We start from the raw sequence: 20407 nt of genomic DNA, 5'->3' as shown, positions 1-20407 counted from the left end.
GAATGCTGGCCAAGCTGCTGCCTAAGCGTGTACGCCCTATCCGAGCATGCGCGCTCAACGTCGCTTTCCCGTCACTTCGGCGCTCCGATCACCTCCTTCGATATTTCATCCGACCAGTGGCGCTCTACGCCGCGCGACTCCAGCAGCTCCATGTATCCGGTACGCAGTGCGGCGTCGCCGTGAACGTCGCGCGGCAGCATGCCGGAGCGGATGCAATAAGCGGCAAGCAGTCCTGCGGCTTCACCGATGTTCCACTCCGTCGGATGCAGCCGGTAGCAGCCATTGGATATTTGCGTCGTCCCGATATTTTTGCAGGCGGGAAGCAGATTGTTCATCCGCTCCGGGATTAGCGCGCCGAGCGGAATTTCATAGGGATAACTGGGAATATAAAAGCTCCGGTTCGTAATCGTCGTATGATGCAAATCCAGATGGTAACTGCCCACGCCAACGCTGTCCTCGTAACGCCGGATGCCGGCATCGCCGCGCATCTCCTTGCTCACGTCGGCCTCCGTCACCGTTTGCAGCGCGCGGATGCGTCTCGATTCACGAATATAGGCGGACTTGGCCAGTCCGTCCTTCGTCCCCAGCACATCTCCGCGCAGCCGCAAGCCGGGGTAGCCTTTGCCACCGTCCAGTCTTGGAGCTTCTGTTTGCAGCCAGTATACAACCGACAGCGACAGCTGGCGCGCGGCGTACAGACGGTCGCGGCGCACATCGTCGGACACGTCCATAATTGTGCCGAGATAATAGTCGTTTTGCGGCCAGTTTAGCAGTGACAGGTCTCCCGGGTATAACGGCTTCGACAGATGCCGGGGATCGAGAATACGCCGGTAATCCCATAAGGAGGTTACTCCCTGTTTATTGGGGAGCAGGGTGAACTCCTTCAGCTTCCCGGGATTGTTCGCGTCGGTGGAAAACCAGCTGAGCAGCGGATGCGGCGAAAACGGCGGCACGAGCCGGCTCCAAAATTCATACATTTCCGGCGGCCGCGCAGGCGTAAAATTCTCCTCCGGCAAATATTCCATTGCCGCCACATGCGTAAAGGCTTGCACATCCTCGGCAATTGCCTCTTCCGGCGCATGCGGCTCGCCCGTCTCTGCGCGGGACTCGGCGCCGATCCGGTACTCCGTGCCGGTCATCGGCAGCAAATCGCCGGTTTCCGTCGCATCAAGCACGTACGGCGCGCGAAGCCGCAGGAATGAACCGTCCTTGCTGCGCACCGTTACCGAGCACACCTTATCGTCTTCCGTCTCGGCCCGGACAGGAACCGTGTCCAGCAGCAGGCGCAGACGCCCGCTGTTTGTATAGGAAGAAAGCATCTCTTCCAGCACGGCAAGCGCCACTTTCGGTTCATGGGCAAGCCGGCTGACCCAGCCGTTGCCGGGATTGAGCAGCGGATTGTCTCTCGCTTGCGGCGTCAGCGGGTAATTGTTCCGGTAGTAAGCGCGAATCCGGTTGCGCAGCTCACGAAACGTTGCGGTGCAGCCGCTCGTTTCAATCCAGCGATGCTCATCCGGCGGCACGGCCTGTGAGGTGAGCTGTCCGCCAATCCAGTCGGTTTCCTCCGTCATAATTACATTTAAGCCTTCCCGCGCTGCGGCGAGCGCAGCGGCAGTTCCGCCTAAGCCTCCGCCAATGACAAGCACATCGGCGGTCAGCTCGGCGGCCGGTTTCTTTTTCATTTCCGTCATGCCGATTCCTCCTCCTTGTTGCCCGTAATTGCTTGCGCCAAGTCAGCCGCCATGAACGCAGCGCCAATGCAGCCGGCTTGGTTGCCAAGCTGCGCCTGCAGCACGCGCAGCCCTGCTGCGCCTTCCGCCGCAAGCGCCTGCTCAAGCAGCGGCCGCCATATTTCCAGCGATGCTGCCGCCCCGCCACCAAGCAGGATCGCTTCCGGGTCGAACCCGGCCTTGAGGTTGGCGGCGAACACCGCCAGCAGAGAGGTGTACTCCCGCAGCGTCTCCGCCGCCCGCGCCTCGCCGGTGCTGAACGCTTGCAGCAGCTCCGCCGGGGACAAGCTCGCGCGCTCAAACGCCGCCTCGGCCGAACGCATTAGGGCTGCGCCGGACAAATACTGCTCGGCGCAGCCTCTGCGGCCGCAATTGCATGGCAGCCCGCCCGGCACCAGCACGGCATGGCCCCATTCGCCGCCGCTCCAGCCTGCGCCGTGCAGCAAGCGGCCGCTCTCCATGTTTGCGCCGCCGACGCCGGTGCCGAGCGTCAACATGACGGCGCTGGACAATCCTTGCGCGGCTCCAAGCCGCCATTCACCGAACAATGCGGCGTTGGCGTCATTGTCAACGGCGACCGGCAGGCCAAAGCGCAAGCCGGCCCATTCCGCAAGGCGCAGCCCGGTCCAGCCGGGCAAATTATCCGTTGCGTACACAACCTCGCCGCTTAAGGCGTTTATTCGGCCTGCGCTGGCTATGCCGAGCGCGCATGCGGTAGGGCAGCGCTCCAGCAGCTCTCCGACAAGCTCTTCCACGGAGAGCAGCACCGCTTCCCGCCCCCGCGACGCTTCGGTCGGAACGGATAATTTGGCATAAATGACTCCGTCCGTATCCAGCGCAATTCCCTTGATGCCGGTTCCGCCGATATCAATGCCGATTGTCGGCAAGTTTTTCTTGGCTATGCCCATCCCCGCCGCCCTCAATAAATGCGCTCAATGACCGCTTTAGCGGTGCGCTCGCGCATTTCCCGCGTGTGGGAAAGATCATGCCGGGCCAAGCCTTCGCAGATGAGATCGATAAGCAGCAGCTGGGACATTTTCGCCCCGATCGATCCCCCTTCCAGCGGGGACTCCTTGCCAGCGGTCAGCAGCACCAGATCCGCTACCGACGTAATCGGCGACTTGGCGTAATTCGTCAATGCGATTACATAGGCTCCCTGCTGGCGCGCCTTGGTCAAAATATCCACCGTATCCAGCGTGCTGCCGCTCAAGCTGATGCCCAGCGCCACATCCCCCGGCATCATGGTGGCCGCCATCATCGCCTGAATATGCGCATCCGTCACCGCTTCCGCCCTGCGCCCGATGCGCAGCATACGGTTTTTGGCATCCAGAGCGGTGAGACCCGACGTCCCAACGCCGAAAAACTGCATATAGGGAGCCTCATGGATGCGCCGTACAGCCTCGTCGAGCTTGGCGCGGTCAAGCAGATTCATCGTATCGGACAAAATCGACGTCAGCTCCCGGTAAACGAGACCCGGAAAATCGCTCTCCGTCTCACTTTCCGTCCCTCCGCTTCCCGGCAGACGTCGGGCGCTGTAATCCTGAGCGAGCGCCAGCTTAAAATCCTGGTATCCTTTAAAACCGATAGCCCGGCAAAAGCGCATCACGGTCGTTTCGCCGACTGCGGACAGATCCGCCAGCTCCGTTACGGAGCGGTACATGATCTCCTCCGACGCGTTCAAGACGTAATCCGCTACCTTCTGCTCCGATTTTGTGAGCGACGGGTAGTACGAGCTAACCTTTAACCTCAGATCCATCCCTCTCATCTCCTTCCCGCCGCAGCGGCAAAACGTTCCGCAATAAGCTGAGGCCGCGTAATCGCGGAGCCGACAACGACGGCATGAGCGCCAAGCCGCAGCAGCGCCGTCACTTGGGAGGGCTCGCTGACGCGCCCTTCGGCCAGCACCGGAATGCCGAGCCGCTCCGCCGCCTGCTCCACCAGCTCAAAATCCGGGCCGATTCTGCTGACTGAATACGGCGTATATCCCGACAGCGTCGTCGAAATGCAGTCTGCGCCAAGCCGCTCCGCCTGCTGTGCCTCCTCAAGCGTGGACACATCCGCCATGGCCGGCACGCCCCGGCTGTGCATAAACCGGATCAGCTCCTCAGCGGTGCAGCCTCCCGGCCGCTTGCGCAGCGTTGAGTCCATGGCGATCATATCCGCGCCAGCATCTATCAGTTCCTCTACCTCTTGAAGCGTCGGCGTAATATAAACGGAACTGCCGGGGTAGACCTTTTTGACAATGCCGATAACCGGCAGCCCCGTCTGCTCCTTAATACTCCGTACATCGTCGGCCCCGTTCGCGCGGATTGCCGCCGCTCCGCCCTGCTCCGCTGCCAAAGCCATACGCGCCATGATCGGAGCGCCATGCAAAGGCTCATCCGGCAGAGCCTGGCAGGAGACGATGAGCCTTCCTTTCACCGCTTCCAAGATCGTTGTCATGGCCTCATCTCCTGTCTTTTCCATCTTCGCCTTTACCCGTGCGCTGCTGCAGCTGCCCGTTCTGCTGCACTTTGGCATGCCGAATTTGCTGAAACTGCTTAATCTGCCTGGAACGTTCGCTTAGCTTGATCCGGCTCGCTTTCAACGCCTCATCTGCCGGCACGGATACGGACGGAAGCCTCCGTTCATGCCCTCCGGCATCCAGCTGCCGGCTGGCTGCCGCCTGCTCCGCCGCTTCCTCATGCCTTTGCTGCTCCGGCCAAGTCTCCAGAGCCTGCTCCGCGGCAAGCTCCGCCCGCACCGTAAGCCCGACCTCGAACATGCGGCTCCAAGGCAGCCGGCAGTCCTCCACTTCAATTAAAAGCCCTGATTCGCCGGTCCGCTCCACAATAAACTTCTCTACCGCTTCCCGCACCATTGCCGCCGCCCGGCCTCTCTGTCCGTCCACAGCAAAATAATCCATACCAAGCTCCTTAACCGGGCCGTCCGCCAGCTTGCGCCGGATCGCGGCGCAGTAACCGTAGTCCTCCGCGACGCGCAGGCCGAGAAAATCCAGATGTGCCGCCGTTCGGCCGAACTGCGTGTATACCGTCAGCTGGGCGATGGCCGTACCAAGCGTGTTGCCGCTCGTATTCCACCCTGCCAGCCCCGCCAGCTCCGGCAGCATGCGATATCCGCTTAACAGCCGCAGCAGCTGCAAATCGCCTCCATTGCCATAAGCGACATCGGCGACCGCCACCGGCTTGTTCAGCCGGTCGATTGCATAACGGCCGTACGCTGCAAGCTCCTGTACGTTGCGCTGCACATCGTAATCGGCGTTAGGCTGCAGCTGGATATTGGACTCTACCATCCGGCCTCCCGGCGAGTTGATGAGCAAAATGCAGTCAGAGTCCGACGCGCTTTCCGCCAGCAGCGCTCCGGCCGCAATCAGCTGGCTTTTGACGCTTTCTCCCAGCATTCTGTCCTCGTAAATCGGCGTTATTTGCGGACCCAGCGTGCTGGAATACCGGGCATACACAAGCGGCTGCTTGCCCCGCCGTTCATTGAGCAGCCGCGCCAGCAGCGTGCAGCCCGCCTCATCCGCGCCGGGATACATCAGCGTGCGCGGCTCCGCCCCCAGCTCCCGGATGCGCTGGCGCACCGCCTGCTGATCCAGCGCCGTCCAGCCGTACGGCGCGGCGTCGTCCTGAGGCAGCGCCAGAAAATCCAGCGTGCCGTCGGCGGCAAGCTCCAGCGCGGCCCGGTTCGCGGAGGCGTTGACGGCCCGCCTTTCCAGGTAGTCGTCGCGAATATCCTCGGGCAGCTCCATGCGGATGCGCTGCAGCTCCTCCAGCTCCGTCTCGTCCGCCAGCCCAAGCTGCTCCCGGTGTTTAAGCCATCCAAGCCGGAATAGCTCCCGGCCCCAATCGGCGTAATAACCAGGCTCCTCATCGTCGCTGGAGTACTGCGGGCATCGCATCAGCAGATGGAACGCATAGAGGCGAATACGGGGATTCATGCGCCGAATGGCGCGCAGCCTCTCGAGCGGCGCTGCAGCTTCATGCTCCCCGAGACGGTGGAGGCGCGAGGGCACGATGCCGCCGTACAGCAGCGTGTCGATCGATACGATCGCTCCTTCCGCGTCCTCCGCCTCCCGTTCCAGCCAGTCGGCCAGCTCTCTCGTCCGGCCCGGTCTTTTTTTGTCGCCCATCCATTCCAGCGGCGGCCGCACTAGCTCAATGTCGGTATCCCGGGCCAGCAGCCACGGAAAATCGTAATTGCACGGCCGCTCGTCCAGCGGCAAATAGATGACTTTGGATCGTTTCGGCTTGCTCATGACGATCTCCCTTCCAAGCTGTGTTGGCTGGAATTAACTGCTGTTACTGCTGTTACTGCTGTTACTGCTCCTACAGGCTGAGCCGCTGCGCGGGCCATCCTTCCTCCGATCCGCTCTTGCAGCCGGATTCCTTTGATTCCCTTGGACATAGTCCGGTTGGACTCCGTCTGCAAATGCGACCGCTGCCGCTTCTCCCGAAGGATGGCCCACTCCGCTTTGCTTGTGTCCTGCAAACTATTAAAACAGTTAAGACAATGGCAACACATGAACCATTCATGCGCTGTGACTTTCACCAGATCAACCTTCAAGGTTGTTAATATTTAACCGTGCTAGCCCGGGCTAACCTCGGCTAATAACGTCGCTGAATTTACCACATAACGTCTCTCACGTTCGCTACCTTCCTTCATTCAATCCCGCTACCCCTTCACCGCGCCTGAAATACCTTCCATATAGTAGCGCTGGGTGAACAGAAACACGGCGATGATCGGCAGCACCGACAAAATCGTGCCTGCGGCGATCCAGCCGAAGTTGTACGAGAACTGTCCGTTCAGAAACGTCAGCGCCGAAGCAAGCGGGTATTGCGCCGGGTCGTCCAGCACAACCATAGGCCATAAAAAGCTGTTCCAATAAGACATGAATTCCAGCAGCGCAATGACCGCAATGCCGGGACGAACCATCGGCACCATCAGCTGCCACCAGATACGGAACTCGGAAGCCCCGTCTACCTTACCGGAATCGCGGATATCGTCCGGGACGCCCATGAACGTTTGGCGCATCAGAAAAATATTAAAAACGGACACCGCCGACGGCAGCACAACGCCAAGAAAAGAGTTGCGCAGATTCAGCCAGTTAATCGTCAAATAATGCACAACAAGCGCCGTTGACGAAGGAATAATCATCGTGGCGACAAGGATGCCAAAAATAAGTGAACGTCCCTTGAAGCGCATTTTGGCGAGCGGGTAAGCGGTCGTCAGCGACAGCACAATGTTAAGCAGCAGCCCAAGGCCCGTAATGATGAGCGTATTGCCGATATACTTGGGAAAATCGATAAAGCCCCATACTTGCGTATAGTTGTCAAAACGAATAAAGGTCGGGAAAATAGCCGGAGGAAACGCGAACACATTTGTTCCCGGCATGAGCGACACGCTGAGCAGCCACAGAAACGGCCCCATCATGAACAGGGCAAGCAGCAGAAGCAGCACATAACCGATCGCCAACGCCGCGAGCCGCTTCACCCGGTTTGCACGAAGATTGGGCGGAGGAAGCGCCGCATGCGCCGGGTCAATTCCGGGACCTGCGCCGGACGATTGCCGTGCAACATTGGAATCGCTCATCAGTACGGATTCACCCCGCCTCTTCGGTTGAACCGGAACAGCAGCACGCTTAGCGCGCCGATAATGACGCTGACGATCAGACCAAGCGCAGACGCATAACCAAAATCAAATTTTGCAATACCCTGCTGATAGATGTATAGGCTGGATGTCAGCGTGGCCGTTCCCGGCCCGCCGTTGGTCAGCACAAACATTTCGTCAAAAACGCGAATCGCGCCCATCAAGGAGATCAAACTGCAGAAAAAGATATAAGGCCGCAGCAGCGGGATCGTAATATGACGGATACGCTGGCTTTGGGAAGCGCCGTCCATTATTGCCGCCTCGTACAGATCGGCAGGAATGGATTGCAAACCGGCGAGATACAGCATCATGTAATAGCCGAGCCCTTTCCACAGCGTAATAAACATCAGTACATAGAGCGCCGTAGAGCTGGTCGTCAGCCAGCCGATTTTTTCATCCGTCAGGCCAAGGCTGATGAGAATGTAGTTCACGACTCCATTTTGACTCAGCAGCCAGTTCCACATGAGCGCCACCGCGACCATGGAGGTGACAACAGGGATGTAATAGGCGGCGCGGAACGCTTTTATACCGGGAATGCGGCTGTTCACGAGAATCGCCATCAAAATCGATAACAGCTGCAGCACCGGTACAACCATAATGTAGAGCACCGAATTATAGAGAGAAATCAAAAAGTCGTCGTCGCGGAAAGCCTTCGTAAAATTGTCCAGCCCGATGAACCTGGTCTCGCCTAGAACGGAGTAGTTCGTAAGCGAGAGCGGGATGCTGTACACGATGGGAAATAGCACAAATACCGTAATGACGAGAAGGCCCGGAGCCATAAAGCTCCAGGCCGGCAGCGCGTCGGAACGTCTGCGCAATGGATTCACCGCCCTTGCAGCGTTATTTGGTGGCGATCTTCTCGTTTACCTCTGCAGCAGCGGCTGCCAATCCCGCTTTAACATCGGCGCCGTTCAAAATAATTTTCTGCAGCTCGCGGGAAATCGCCGAATTGACATCGCCTGCCGCCGGTATGCCGAGATAATATTCCTGCGCCTTGTCGAGGCTTTGCGCCGAAGCGATTTTGGCCTGAGATTCCAGCGTATTGTCGGATTGCGTGAAAAACGGATCTTCAATCGATTTTTTGGTCGAGGGCAGCGTGTTCGCTTCCTTGGAAAATACCGTCTGGTTATCCGCATTCGTCATAAACGCGGCGAAATCCGCAGCAGCCTGCTGATCCTCGGAGCCCTTTGGCACGACTAGGTTCATCGAATTGGAGTAACGCAGATCGGCTTTGCCTGTCGGAAGCGGTACGGCGATTGTGTTGCTGTACACCGCAGGAGCAGACGTTTTGAGCTGGTTAATGAAAGAAGGGCCCGACAGCTGGAAGGCGACCTGTTCGCTCGCAAAATACTCCACCTGCTTCTGGAACTTGGCATCCTCCTTAATAATAACGCCTTCCTTAACGAGCTTTATCAGCTGCTCGACAACCGCAACTCCGGCATCCGTGTTAAACGCTGCGCTTTGGCGGGCCTCATCAAGAATCGGCACTCCCTCCATCGGCAGCTGGTTGGCGCCGAACTGGGTCGCGTAACCGGACGCTCCTGTCTTTTCCTTGATCTGGCGGGACCATTCGTACAGCTCTTCCTTTGTTTTAGGCGGATTTGCAGGATCAAGTCCGGCTTTTTCCACCAGCTTTTTGTTCATATAGAGCACCTGAGTGCCCGTGTACCACGGAAGCGCGTAGGGCTTGCCGTCAAACACGGTCGCATCGTAAATACCCGGGAAAAAGCTTCCCTTCACCTCGTCGCTGATAAGTCCGCTGAGATCGGCAAGCGCGCCTTTTGTAGCCAGCTGGCTGGCAAATTCGGTATTCAGGTTTACGACATCAGGAGCGTTTTTGCCGCCTGCCGTTGCCAGCAGCTTGGCTTGAATCCCGTCATATGGATAGTCGTTCCAGTCTACCGTCACGCCGGGATTGGCGGTTTCGTACTGATCAATCATTTTATTGAGCAGCTCGGTGAATGTAGGCTGAAGTGAAATCGTCCAAAATTCCAGCTTTACCTCCTTGGCTGGAGGAGTGCTGCCAGATGGAGCGGGAGAAGTTCCGGTATTCACATTGGCGTTGCCGCCATTGCCGTCACCGCAGGCAGCGGTCACCAGCATAATTGCGGTAAGAGCGCCGGCTGAGGCCATCCGGACCGTGCGGCGGGATTTTTTTTCGAAATATGGAGCAGCTGAAGCGAGATCTGAGTTTTTTCTGAATTGGTTAACCATGACATGAGCCACCCTCTCTTGATCGAAATAAACCATTTTGCAGTCAAATTTCATGTTGTAAATGAAAATGTTAACGCTTTCCATTGGTCACCGCTAGTATATCAGGCCCTCCCAGGATTGGGAAGAATTTTTCTCCATTTTATGAATCCAATGTGGAGAAAAATTCTTTTTCCGGACAAAAAAAGACAGCCCGGGAAGGGCCGTCAAAACAAAAAACCGAGCGCCACATGAACAATCATGACGCCAAGCCCCCAGAAGGCCGCGCTCTCCTTCACCGCGCGATTCCCCTTCGACTTTCCATGCAGCGCGAACCAGTAAATGATAAAACCGACCGGTATGGGAAGCAGCATGAAAAACAGGACAAATCCGCCGAGCAGGTAGTAACCGATGAGCTTCAGAAACAGCAGCTCCTCCGGCTCCCGCTGCGCATACAGGTAAATCAGAAGGATAAGGGAGACCAGTATCCAAACAAACGATAGTCCCGCGCCGATCATCGCATCCCCCTCCAGCTTTCCGCTTCTAGTTCAGCTTATGGCGCGGATTGCGCTTCCATTACGGTTCACGCAAAAAGGACAGCCTCGGGCTGTCCAGACAGAGTTTTAAGCATTGTAAATGCTCAGCTTCGTTTTTCCTGATAACTCTAAAACTCTAATTGGGCCGATTGTGGAAATATTTGTTATAAAAGGATTATACCAACGGAAAAATTCACTTCTGTTTTCAAGAGTAAATGAAAGACTGGCAGCAGGCACCGAGTAATAGCTGACGGAGGCACTGGTCGTTTCTAACGGTATTACTTGCAGTTCAAAATGATGTGTCCCGCCGGGAGCTAACCAACTGCTCGGGTAGTCCAGCTTGTTTGCATCTGTAATGACGGAAATGAAAAAGGGTATACTGCTTCTATTAATAATGTCAAATCCTTGCGTTAGCGCTATACCTGCTTCGTAGCACCGTTCATCCATTCCGCATGACTCGGGAACAAGGTACCTCATTGAGATAAACAGTATTACAAATAATATTAAAGTGATTGGGAACGGCCTTATGGAGCTTTTCTCCCTTCCTGCTTGAGCCATTTTAACTTTCCTCCTAAAGCCTGTGGAATGATTGAGTTACTATTAATCTATTCCATTCTGAAGCGAGAGGTAACAGACAATTGCTGAAAAAGATTTCTGCCGTTACTTCACTTCAACTGAAAAATAGTAGGAAGCGGCGGTTCCAAATTCCCAAGCAGCGCTCAGTCTGTAAACATAAGTTCCTTTTTCATAGGGGACTTCAATAGCTCCTGAGCCGCCTTTAATTGCTATAAGCAATCCGTTTTCTATCCACAAATCACCTTGTGCTTTTTGCGCAATTGTAACCTCAATACTCTTTGGCTTCGGCTTATTGGAAAAAGCAATCTGTAATTCAGTTCCCGGAGCGACCGTAGTCAAATTACTCAGGAACTGATTGTAGTCAGTAAAGGTATCAACGGCAGCTTTCCAGGTATAGCTTCCGAGATTAACTTGCAGAGCTCTCTCATCGGACACGGAGACTGTTGGAATTGGCGGAGTGTCTCCACTGATTTCGGAGTGGTAAAATAATCTCAGCCCAAGGAGCATTATCGCGCCACATACAGCAATGATGGTTATTATTATCCATTTTTTCAACTTGGACCCTCCTTAGATTATTCTATTTCTGAAACGAGTTCTTTTTTAGGAATGTTACAGGCTTATTTAGATTTGCCTTTGAAACAAGAAGAGGACAGCCATCTTCGGAATACAGTTCCCCCGGTAATCCGTCGCTCAAAGTTTTTGTTTCTTCAAGCTCCCCGTCCCTATTTTGAATAGAGACATTAATCTTCTCGTTTTCTTCGATTGCCCATAAAAAGTAATGAAGCGTTGTATCAACAATTTGCGCAGAAATATCTAATAACCACTCTCGTTGAGTATCGGAAGTAAATTTCATTAACTCATCAAACCGTTATTGGACTGAACCAGGAAAAACCCGACTCTGATAACCATTATTTACTTCTATATTTCCATCTCAATTATAAGTATATTTTTTTAGCCCTTAAAATTAAAAGGCAGAGTTCAGTATAAAATTGATTCATTTGGACCTGGGTCAATAATTCTCAATTAAGGAGCTGCTTATGAAAAAATTACTTATTTTTATTTCCTTGCTCTCATTAATTGCAAACGCGATATTTATTTTCAAATTACTACCGAATAAGAACGATGAAAAGAGCATACTTAGTTACACTGTTATGATCAGCAGAATTAATGATGCACACAATGTAGTTACCAACTTAATCCATAATTATTCCAACAACGCGAATGTGGATTTATCACTATTCCATGCTTATTTGTATCTAGAAGAAGCAGATATAAATTATCGACAAATACTACCTCAATTACAAGAAAAGAAAATAATATATGAAAAATTTAGTTCTCTCTTTTATGACTCAAAACGTTATTTGTTATCGACAGTCGGGGACAAATTAAATGTCAATGGATCTTTAGATTTAGAAAAATTGAAAGATGTTGAACGCAATCTTAATGCTATTCTTAAAAGCCTGCCAATAAAGGTAGAGAAAGAAACAAATTTAAATAGTTTAAAAGAAGAATTTCGTACTATACGATAACAATGTATAAGGCAGGTATAACAGCTCTAGCAATCTTTCATACAAAAAAGGTATGCCTGTAAAACACCCAGGCATACCTTAACTCAAAACTCTCTATTTCTTCAACATCTTAAACACATGCGCGATAGGCGCGGCTTCCGTAATCGCCGCTTGCGGCAATTGAACAGTAAGACCGCCAGCCTCTTGCGTCCATTCCAGCTGGCCTTCCATGCCTAGCAGCTCGACCGCTGCTACATCGCCTTCATACGGGATGAATACGCTCGCCGAAACCTTCGTATCCGCCGAAGGGTACAGATGCGTGCAGTAAACCGCATCTGCTTTTTGCGTAAAGGCATTGCTGCCCGTGTAATACGGCGCGCAAATCCGCGTGCCGTAAACAGCCTCGCCGTGAACTCCCATCCAGGCGCCAAGCTCCTTCATCCGCTTAATTGCGCCTTGCGGCAGCCGGCCGTCAGGCTGCGGAGCCACGTTAAGCGCCAGATTGCCGCCTTTAGCAACAACCTCCATCAAAATCTTGATGAGCTGGCGGGTCGGCTTGTAATCATCCTCATAACGGAAGGAGAAGGAGGTTCCCATCGTAATATTGCTTTCCCAGGGGATATTCATCGCTTCATCCGGAATCGTTTGCTCAGGCGTAACGTAGTTTTCGTACGGTCCGCCGACGGTGCGGTCAGCCGAAAGCAGCCACGGCTGATGCTCGCGGGCTTTCTCAACAATCTCGCCCAGGCGGATATCCTGACCGTCCCGCGCCGGTCTTACCCAGCCGGCATCCAGCCAGAGGACGTCAATCCGGCCGTATTCGGTCAGCAATTCATTAATCTGCTCCTGCGTAAACTGGACAAACTTCTCCCACAGCTCAGGATGCTGGCGCGGATCGTATGTAGGCCCGCGTCTTGTATTGGTCAGACTGCGCTCCATATCCGGCGCCCAGTAGTACGGCGTATGCCAGTCCGCTTTGGAGAAATAAGCCGCAATCGCCATACCCTTCGCACGGAACGCATCAAATACGTGACGGCAAACATCAGCCTGTTTGTTCGTGTGGAAAGGCGTCTGCTCGTCCGTAATCCGGTAGTCGGTCGTTTTGGTATCCCACATGCAGAAGCCGTCATGGTGTTTGGTTGTAAATATTAAATATTTAAAGCCGCCCTCTTGGGCCAAGTCCGCCCATACTTCAGGCTGGAACCGAATCGGGTTGAACGTTTTGTTCAGTCCAAAATATTGGCGCTTGAACTCTTCCCCGTCTTTCTCCCAATCGATGCCCGTACGCGACCAGTCCTGATCTTCGTCACTGAGCGCCCAAGACTCAACAACGCCAATCTGAGAGTAAGGACCCCAGTGCATCATCAGTCCTAGCTTCTGATCCTTAAACCATTCCAAACGCTCCAGCGTGGTCTCGTTATCCGGACGCACCCATTCGCGTTCGCTGCTGTAATTATGCACGCCGTTATGAAGCACCTGCTCCTCGCTGTCTTCTTGCAGGTTATCCGTACTTACCTCGCTCATCGTAGAAGGTCCTCCTATAATCAAATTGGAATGAGGCCGGTCCGCCGATATTTTTATCGGCGGACCCGCCCGGAATTCCTATCGTACCTTACCCGTTAACGGGCATCGATACCGTTATTTGTTCAGCGCTTTTTGGTAAATCGCAAGGTATTGATCCAGCTGCAGGCCATCAAAGCCTTTCACATAGGAATCCCATTCCTTGCCGATATCTTTGGAGCCTGTAATAAACTGCGCCATATTCGATTTGGTGTAATCAATAATGGTCGTTTTCAGCTGTGCCGCCATTTCCGCATCTTCCTCGGCAATGAACACGCCGTTTGGATACATTTCTTTCGTGCGGAACGGCTCATACTTTTTCGATTCCGTGTTCAAACGCGTTTGGTAACCGCCGTCTGCAAGAATATCCTGATTCGTCATCCAAGAAGAACGGTATGCGTACGTGCGCAGGGAAGGACCGATTTGCTCCCAGCTGCCGTTTTGCGTTTGTTTCTTCTCTTTATGCGTGATAACCGAGTATTTAGCCTGTTTGCCGTCGAAGTCGAGCTCGCCTTCTTCCGCTTTACGCCAGCCGGTGCCCTCAGGTCCGTTCTCCTGCAGAACGATCGCTTCTTCCGTGTACAGATAATCCGCCAAACGAATGGCCGCGATTTGCTGCTCTTCCGTCGCTTTGTTCGTGATCGCAAATTGCGATTTGCTGATACCGGCAAAGTTCAGCGTTTGTTGCACGCCGTTTGGCCCTTTAAGCGGAGCAAGCGCCACGTAATCCTTATGTCTAGGCTGCGTATCCGACATGTTGTAAGCATAGCTGATCAATGCAGTCGTCAGAGCGCCCATAATGTTGTCCGGCTCGCGGTTGGCAAGCTGTTGAATGGCATCGGCATTTTGCGTAAAGGCCGCCGGATCGATCAGACCTTCCTTGTACAGCTTGTTCAGGTATTCAAGACCTTGCTTCCACTCGTCTTTATTGGCAACGAAGTCTACTTTGTCGTCTTTAACCTGCAGGAAAGTTCCTGCCGTTTTCTCGGTATAATCATCCACGATAAAGGCGTTCATCAAGAATGCGGATACATTGCCAACCCACATTTCATCAGAGCCTGTAAGCGGAATTTCATCCTTCTTGCCGTTTTTATTCGGGTCTTTTTCCTTAAACGCCTTCATCACTTGATAAAATTCTTCCGTCGTCGTCGGAACAGCAAGTCCAAGCTCATCCAGCCAAGCCTTGTTGATCCACAGCTTCAGAGCATTGTCGCAGTGGTAACACTCATTGATTTGCGGCAGCGCATAAATGTTGCCGTCCGGAGCTGTAATGGATGATTTCATGTAAGGAATATCTGCAAGCGCCTTTTTGATGTTAGGAGCGTACTTGTCGATCAGATCGTTCAAAGGAAGGAATACGCCTTGTTTGCCGTATTTCATCTGCTCTTCCCGCGTCAGATTGCCCTGCAAAATAACTTCAGGGTAGTCGCCGCTGGCCAGCATCAATTGTTTACGGTCTTCCAGAGCATTGTTCGGGACAAGATCCCAGGCGATTTTAATGTTTGTTTTTTCCTGCAGCATCGTCGTAAAGGAGTTTGTCTCCATGTTCTCGATGCTCGGGAGCTGTGGTGCAAACATTTTAATCGTCATCGGTTCTTTTACGATCGGAAACGAGCCTACAGGAGAGAACTTATCCTCTTGAACTTGAGTCCCCTTGTCTCCACCTTCATTGCTGCTGTTATTGCTAGGCGCATTGGAACCGTTGCTGCACCCGGCAAGAACGATGACACAGCTGAGCGCGACAGTTAATATACCTGCAGTCGTTTTTTTCCATTTTTCTCTCATCTAAATTGACGCCTCCTTTGATATATCCCAGACAATAAGGTGCTAACGCTTCCTCGCAAAGAAATGATCGCCCTGGCCCCAAAGGCGCCTCATCACCCCTTTCAATGGACCGTTTTTGCCTACCCTTTAAGCGAACCGATCATAACGCCTTGCACAAAGTATTTTTGGACAAAAGGATAAATAATAAGAACCGGACCGCTCGCAACAACAATCAACGAATATTTGAGCAGATCCTTTAAGCCTTGCTGAGCGATCATCTGGTCCGCATTGGCAATCATGGACGCATCCACTGTGTTTAAAATAAGCACGTTTCGCAGTACGATTTGCAGCGGGAACAGGTCGGCAGATCTCAGGAAGATAAGAGCGTCAAAATACGCATTCCAATGACCAACCGCATACATCAGCATCATTACAGCGAGAATCGGTTTGGAGAGCGGCAGCACAATACTGAAAATAAAGCGCAGATCGTTGCAGCCGTCCAAATCGGCCGCTTCAGCCAATTCATTGGGAATCGTCGTTTGAAAGAACGTCCTTGCAATAATAACTTGGAATACCGCAAGCGCTCCCGGCAAAATCATAGCCCATCTCGTATCAAGCAGCTCCAGGTTTTTGACGACCAGGTAATACGGGATCAGTCCGCCCTCGAACATCATCGTAATGACGAGCAGTATCATGATTACATTCCGTCCGTAAAACGTTCTTCTGGATAAAGGGTACGCCAGCATAACCGTCAAAGCTACGTTAATGATTGTACCCACAACGGTGTAAAATATGGAGTTCATAAACCCGACGCCGATTTGCGGATTGTTAAACACCGCTTTGTAGCCGTCGAATGTAAAATTTACCGGCCATAACCAGACTTTACCGGACACGACGGCCTGAGGCGAACTAAAGGAAGAGCTTAAAATATACAGAAGCGGCAGAAGCACGACTAGCAGGACCAGCGTTAGAAACACATAAACGAGGGACATGAATATCCGGTCGCCGCTTGATTCACGAATCGCTAAAGGTTTGGCCATTTGCTCTCCTTTCCGCCCATGAATGGGCTTGGCAGAATTACCACAAACTATTGCTGGACAGCCTTCTGGCGATGTAGTTCACCAGGATAAGCAGGATTAAGTTAATGACCGAGTTAAATACGCCGATTGCAGCCGAGAAGCTGAAGCTCGATCCCAGCAGGCCCACTTTATACACATAAGTGGAGATGACCTCCGAGGTCGCGAGATTGAGCGGGTTTTGCATCAGATATATTTTCTCGAAGCCCAGCTTCATCAGATTGCCCGTGTTGAGAATAAGCAGAATAACGGATACGGGAATCAGGCTTGGAATATCGACATTAAGAATTTTTTGAATTCTCGATGCTCCGTCAACCTTTGCCGCTTCATACAGCTCGGGATTCACGCCGGCTAATGCAGCGATGTAGATAATCGCTCCATATCCCGTATGCTGCCATACATCCGACCAGACATAGATGGATTTGAACAACGACGGCATACCCATGAAGTTTGTATTCTCCACGCCGAGCATATGAAACAGCTTGCTTATAATTCCAACGTTTGGCGTCAGGTTTACAATCAAGATCGATACCATAACGACGGTTGAGATAAAGTATGGCGCGTAGGAGACCAGCTGCACGCTCTTTTTGAACAATCCATTGCGAATTTCGTTAAGAGCAAGCGCAAGGATAATGGGAGCCGGGAAGCCGATCAGCAAGCCGTAAAGGCTGATGCCGAGCGTGTTTTTCATATACACCCAGAAGCTTGGCGATTCGAAAAATTGATTGAAGTATTTGAATCCAACCCATTCGCTCCCGAAGATGCCTTTCACAACGTTGTAGTCTTTGAACGCGATTACGATTCCCGCCATGGGGATATATTTAAATATAATGAGATAAGCAAGCGGCAATAAGATGACGAGATATAATTGCCAATGGCGCGCCATCTTCCGCAGCGGCGCATTCCGCCTCGACCCCTTTGTTTGCGGGAGCGTTAATTGGTTCGTTAGTTTGGACAAGGGCTTGCCTCCTTCTTTCAAGATGCCTGACATGATTGCGCTTTCATGGGATCATCTTATAAGCTTGGCGCAGCATCGCACAAGATACATTAATTGCCCGGTTAACCTTTTTCGCTTTTGCCGCTTCAAAACAAACGGCAGCGCCCGTTGTTACTGGCGCTGCCGTCGAATCCATCTATGCGTTTAGAGGGTAGGATAAACTTAATTCTCGCGCTTAACCTTTTTCGAATTAACGCTTTCCCTATATTTGATGCGGCTTTTCACGGTTTCGCATGCTCTGAACGATATTCGCCTGGCGATGAGCCTACCACCTTTTTGAATATACGGGTGAAGGAAATCGCGCTTGTGTAGCCTACTTCTTCCGCAATGCTCTGAATCGGCTTACGGGTTTCCACTAATAGCTCCTTAGCCCGGTTCAAACGAATATCGATTAAAAAATCGATGAACTTCTGCCCGGTCGTTTCCTTGAACAGCTTGCTTACGTGTTTCGGATTCATACTGAACTTTTCGCTTAAATACTCCAGGGACATATTCGGATTCGCGAATTCCTTCTCAATCAAGCTGCGAATTTCCAAAATGACTCCCGCGTGCTGCCCGCTGTAGCGCATATCCGCCAGCAGATTGGCAAGCTCGGTCATTTTGCCGATAATCGTGTCGCGCATCTCCTCCAGAGAATGGCTCTTCTCCAGCTTATCCGTTAAAACGGTGAGCGTTTCCGATTCCCATACGACCTGGCCGTCCTTGCCAAGCCCCGACATTTCGCGCCCCAGGCTGTAGAGCAGGTAATTGATCATGTTCATAATTTCATCCTTGGTCAATAAACCTTGCTTCATCTGGTTAAACAAATCATCCAATTGCTCTCTCCAGCCGGAGTCCGATTTGCGGAACGTCTGAACAGCCGACCGAATCATGCCGAGATATCCGTAAACCTCAACCTGGCCCTGGCTCATCACATCCTCACGCGTAATGAGGCGGTTTTCACCAAGCACCATTTTATAATTAAGAGCCTCCAGCGCCTGTTTAAACGACTTCGGAATATCAAATAAATGAGCAGCCGGCTCGCCCAAACCTATACTGATGGTGAACTTCATATTCTGCTCCGTCCACGCGCGAATGCTATCGCATAACTGAACAATCAGCTTAAAATCCGATTTGTCCCCGTTTGCAAACAGAATCACGCTAAGGCGCGACGCAGCGGTCCACTCCGCCCAGCATTCATAGCCAAACCGTGAAGCTTGCTCGTACAAAATGCTGCGCAAAGCGAATTTCAGCAGATTCTGATCATTTCGCGAATAACTGCTGCAAAACTCACCGTATTTGTCTATTTCTAAAACGATGAGCGAATGGCTTTCTGCAGGAGCGGGCAGCTGCAGCCGAGCCGCTTCGCGTTGCCAATCCTCCGTTGTCAGCGCAGTTTCATCTTCTATAAGGTGATGAAAAAGATTGCGCGTGCGCAAATGCAGATCCTCTTTGTGCTGCTGCTGGTACTGCTTCGCCTGCTCCGTTAAATTATCGAGCGCGGATTCGATAATGACGAATTCATTAATGCGGTTAGCGCTTCCCTTCGTTCGAATGCCTGCATTGGGCAGCATATAACCGCTAAACCGTGAAACGATCTGCTCCACAGGCCTGGCATTCCGCCTTGTAACATAGATCATCCAGATTAAACCCGCGATAATCATAAAAAGGCCAATCCCAAACCATACATTAAACAGCGTGGATACTTTCTGGATAAACGTGCCTTGCACGAAGCCGCTAATGTAGGACCAATTCGTATAGCTCGATTTATAATCCGCATAAATCTGCATTGACTCCACAGATGCGGACTGTTTAAACATTTCGTTGCCTGCTCCGTCCTTTAGCTGAATAAAGCTGACCTTGGAATCATAAAGCTCATTCACTAACCGCTGTAAGGAATCTACGGAAACATTGACCACAATCATGCCTTTTTCGTTCGTCATGAAGGGGGCGCCTCTCACAAGACTGACCACTTTTTTGCCTTTCAGGACGGAAAACTGCTGAAAATCCCGCGCATTGGTCCATTTTGGCGAAATCGACTCCCGGTACTGCTGGATAAACTCTTTATCGGGATAAGTGTCAATATGAGCGTTGGTTGAATTGCTGAGCACGAACTGATCCTGATATCGAACGAGATAAACGGAATCGATTAAGGGATGATACGAAATCATATCGTTCATCTTCATCACGGCGCTAATATTAATGTAGGGATCGTTGCCCTCTTTGCTGCTGAAAAAATCGGCAAGCGGCTTGCTGTTGACGGATTCCTTCATCACCATGTTGTCAATGGCTCTTAAGGATGTGTCGATGAGCCTCATCGCATGCGTGGACAGCATACTGTTGGCGTTAATGGCCTCCTTGCGGCCCTGCTCGCTAATCATTTGGAAAAATACGAAAAAAATAAACGTTATCACGATGATGAATATCGGCATATAGGAGAGGAGCAGCCGATTAAACCATGATTTATTCATCAATAACCCTCGCTCACTTCTGGGATAATTGATTCTGTCTTATCCATGAAATTCTAATTCTATAAGGACAATAATACAAGCCTGCAGGCAAACAAAAAACCTCGATACGATTCTGTATCGGGGTTTCGGGGGCGGCAGGTCAATAAACCGTTTTCAATTGGATTAATTTTTTTCGCCAAATGGTGCGGATTTAAGTTAAGCATGCAGCGCTGAATGGTGCTTTAGAGCAAGCCCGTCCACTGAAGAACGATAAGAGCAACTCCTATCGCCACCATACAATAACCGCCTATTTTGAAACGAATAATCGCCCATTTTGAAGGTGTTTTTTTCAGTGCAAGGGACTAAATGATGTTTTCTTTCATTCCACTTCC

At 52.1% G+C, this 20407-nt stretch carries 18 protein-coding genes; 1 reads left to right on the top strand and 17 read right to left on the bottom strand.

The window, feature by feature from the left end:
- Window positions 1-71: 71 nt before the first annotated feature.
- The 12 genes from M3223_RS21655 to M3223_RS21600 all read right to left on the bottom strand — a co-directional run bounded on the left by M3223_RS21655 (window position 72) and on the right by M3223_RS21600 (window position 11534).
- Window positions 72-1691: an FAD-dependent oxidoreductase gene (locus tag M3223_RS21655; RefSeq protein ID WP_251565523.1), complete on the bottom strand. Its 1620-nt coding sequence runs from the start codon at window positions 1689-1691 to the stop codon at window positions 72-74.
- Complete coding sequence (locus M3223_RS21650) at window positions 1688-2638, bottom strand: ROK family protein (protein ID WP_251565521.1); 951 nt, start codon at window positions 2636-2638, stop codon at window positions 1688-1690. Before M3223_RS21650 ends, M3223_RS21655 begins: the two co-directional genes overlap by 4 nt.
- An 11-nt stretch (window positions 2639-2649) precedes the next feature.
- Window positions 2650-3486, bottom strand: a complete 837-nt coding sequence (locus M3223_RS21645; RefSeq protein ID WP_251565519.1) for a MurR/RpiR family transcriptional regulator — start codon at window positions 3484-3486, stop codon at window positions 2650-2652.
- Between the two features lie 5 nt (window positions 3487-3491).
- Window positions 3492-4172, bottom strand: coding sequence for an N-acetylmannosamine-6-phosphate 2-epimerase (locus M3223_RS21640; RefSeq protein ID WP_251565517.1), 681 nt, complete (start codon window positions 4170-4172; stop codon window positions 3492-3494).
- A gap of 4 nt (window positions 4173-4176) precedes the next feature.
- Window positions 4177-5988 carry a DUF4127 family protein gene (locus M3223_RS21635; protein WP_353057725.1) on the bottom strand — a complete coding sequence of 604 codons (1812 nt, stop codon included), beginning with the start codon at window positions 5986-5988 and terminating at the stop codon, window positions 4177-4179.
- Window positions 5989-6404: 416 nt separating this feature from the next.
- Window positions 6405-7322: a carbohydrate ABC transporter permease gene (locus tag M3223_RS21630; protein ID WP_251565515.1), complete on the bottom strand. Its 918-nt coding sequence runs from the start codon at window positions 7320-7322 to the stop codon at window positions 6405-6407.
- On the bottom strand, window positions 7322-8197 hold the full coding sequence (locus tag M3223_RS21625; RefSeq protein WP_285891400.1) for a carbohydrate ABC transporter permease: 876 nt from the start codon (window positions 8195-8197) through the stop codon (window positions 7322-7324). The genes M3223_RS21630 and M3223_RS21625 overlap by 1 nt, the downstream gene beginning before the upstream one ends.
- A gap of 22 nt (window positions 8198-8219) precedes the next feature.
- Window positions 8220-9593: an ABC transporter substrate-binding protein gene (locus tag M3223_RS21620; RefSeq protein ID WP_251565512.1), complete on the bottom strand. Its 1374-nt coding sequence runs from the start codon at window positions 9591-9593 to the stop codon at window positions 8220-8222.
- Between the two features lie 203 nt (window positions 9594-9796).
- On the bottom strand, window positions 9797-10087 hold the full coding sequence (locus tag M3223_RS21615; protein ID WP_251565510.1) for a hypothetical protein: 291 nt from the start codon (window positions 10085-10087) through the stop codon (window positions 9797-9799).
- 105 nt (window positions 10088-10192) lie between these two features.
- Complete coding sequence (locus tag M3223_RS21610; protein WP_251565507.1) at window positions 10193-10663, bottom strand: hypothetical protein; 471 nt, start codon at window positions 10661-10663, stop codon at window positions 10193-10195.
- Between the two features lie 102 nt (window positions 10664-10765).
- Window positions 10766-11236, bottom strand: coding sequence for a hypothetical protein (locus M3223_RS21605; protein ID WP_251565505.1), 471 nt, complete (start codon window positions 11234-11236; stop codon window positions 10766-10768).
- Between the two features lie 22 nt (window positions 11237-11258).
- Window positions 11259-11534, bottom strand: a complete 276-nt coding sequence (locus M3223_RS21600; protein ID WP_251565503.1) for a hypothetical protein — start codon at window positions 11532-11534, stop codon at window positions 11259-11261.
- A 184-nt stretch (window positions 11535-11718) separates the two neighbouring features.
- Here M3223_RS21600 and M3223_RS21595 point away from each other — a divergent pair, with 184 nt between their 5' ends.
- Entirely contained in the window at window positions 11719-12210 is a 492-nt protein-coding gene (locus tag M3223_RS21595) for a hypothetical protein (RefSeq protein ID WP_251565500.1), read from the top strand.
- A 93-nt stretch (window positions 12211-12303) separates the two neighbouring features.
- On the opposite strand, the gene M3223_RS21590 is transcribed toward M3223_RS21595, so the two are convergent.
- From M3223_RS21590 to M3223_RS21570, 5 genes are all read right to left on the bottom strand, one after another.
- Window positions 12304-13713 carry an alpha-L-fucosidase gene (locus M3223_RS21590; protein WP_251565498.1) on the bottom strand — a complete coding sequence of 470 codons (1410 nt, stop codon included), beginning with the start codon at window positions 13711-13713 and terminating at the stop codon, window positions 12304-12306.
- 114 nt (window positions 13714-13827) lie between these two features.
- Entirely contained in the window at window positions 13828-15534 is a 1707-nt protein-coding gene (locus tag M3223_RS21585) for an ABC transporter substrate-binding protein (RefSeq protein ID WP_251565496.1), read from the bottom strand.
- A 119-nt stretch (window positions 15535-15653) separates the two neighbouring features.
- Complete coding sequence (locus M3223_RS21580) at window positions 15654-16553, bottom strand: carbohydrate ABC transporter permease (protein WP_251565494.1); 900 nt, start codon at window positions 16551-16553, stop codon at window positions 15654-15656.
- A gap of 37 nt (window positions 16554-16590) precedes the next feature.
- Window positions 16591-17475 (bottom strand): ABC transporter permease, encoded by an 885-nt coding sequence (locus M3223_RS21575; RefSeq protein ID WP_251565602.1) that lies wholly within the window; start codon window positions 17473-17475, stop codon window positions 16591-16593.
- 332 nt (window positions 17476-17807) lie between these two features.
- On the bottom strand, window positions 17808-20036 hold the full coding sequence (locus M3223_RS21570; RefSeq protein WP_251565493.1) for a helix-turn-helix domain-containing protein: 2229 nt from the start codon (window positions 20034-20036) through the stop codon (window positions 17808-17810).
- Between the last annotated feature and the right edge of the window lie 371 nt (window positions 20037-20407).

It is taken from the genome of Paenibacillus pasadenensis, from assembly GCF_023715725.1.
Classification (GTDB): domain Bacteria; phylum Bacillota; class Bacilli; order Paenibacillales; family Paenibacillaceae; genus Paenibacillus_O; species Paenibacillus_O pasadenensis_A.
The sequence above is the reverse complement of the archived record's forward strand: the minus strand, read 5'-3'. Positions and strand labels throughout refer to the sequence as shown.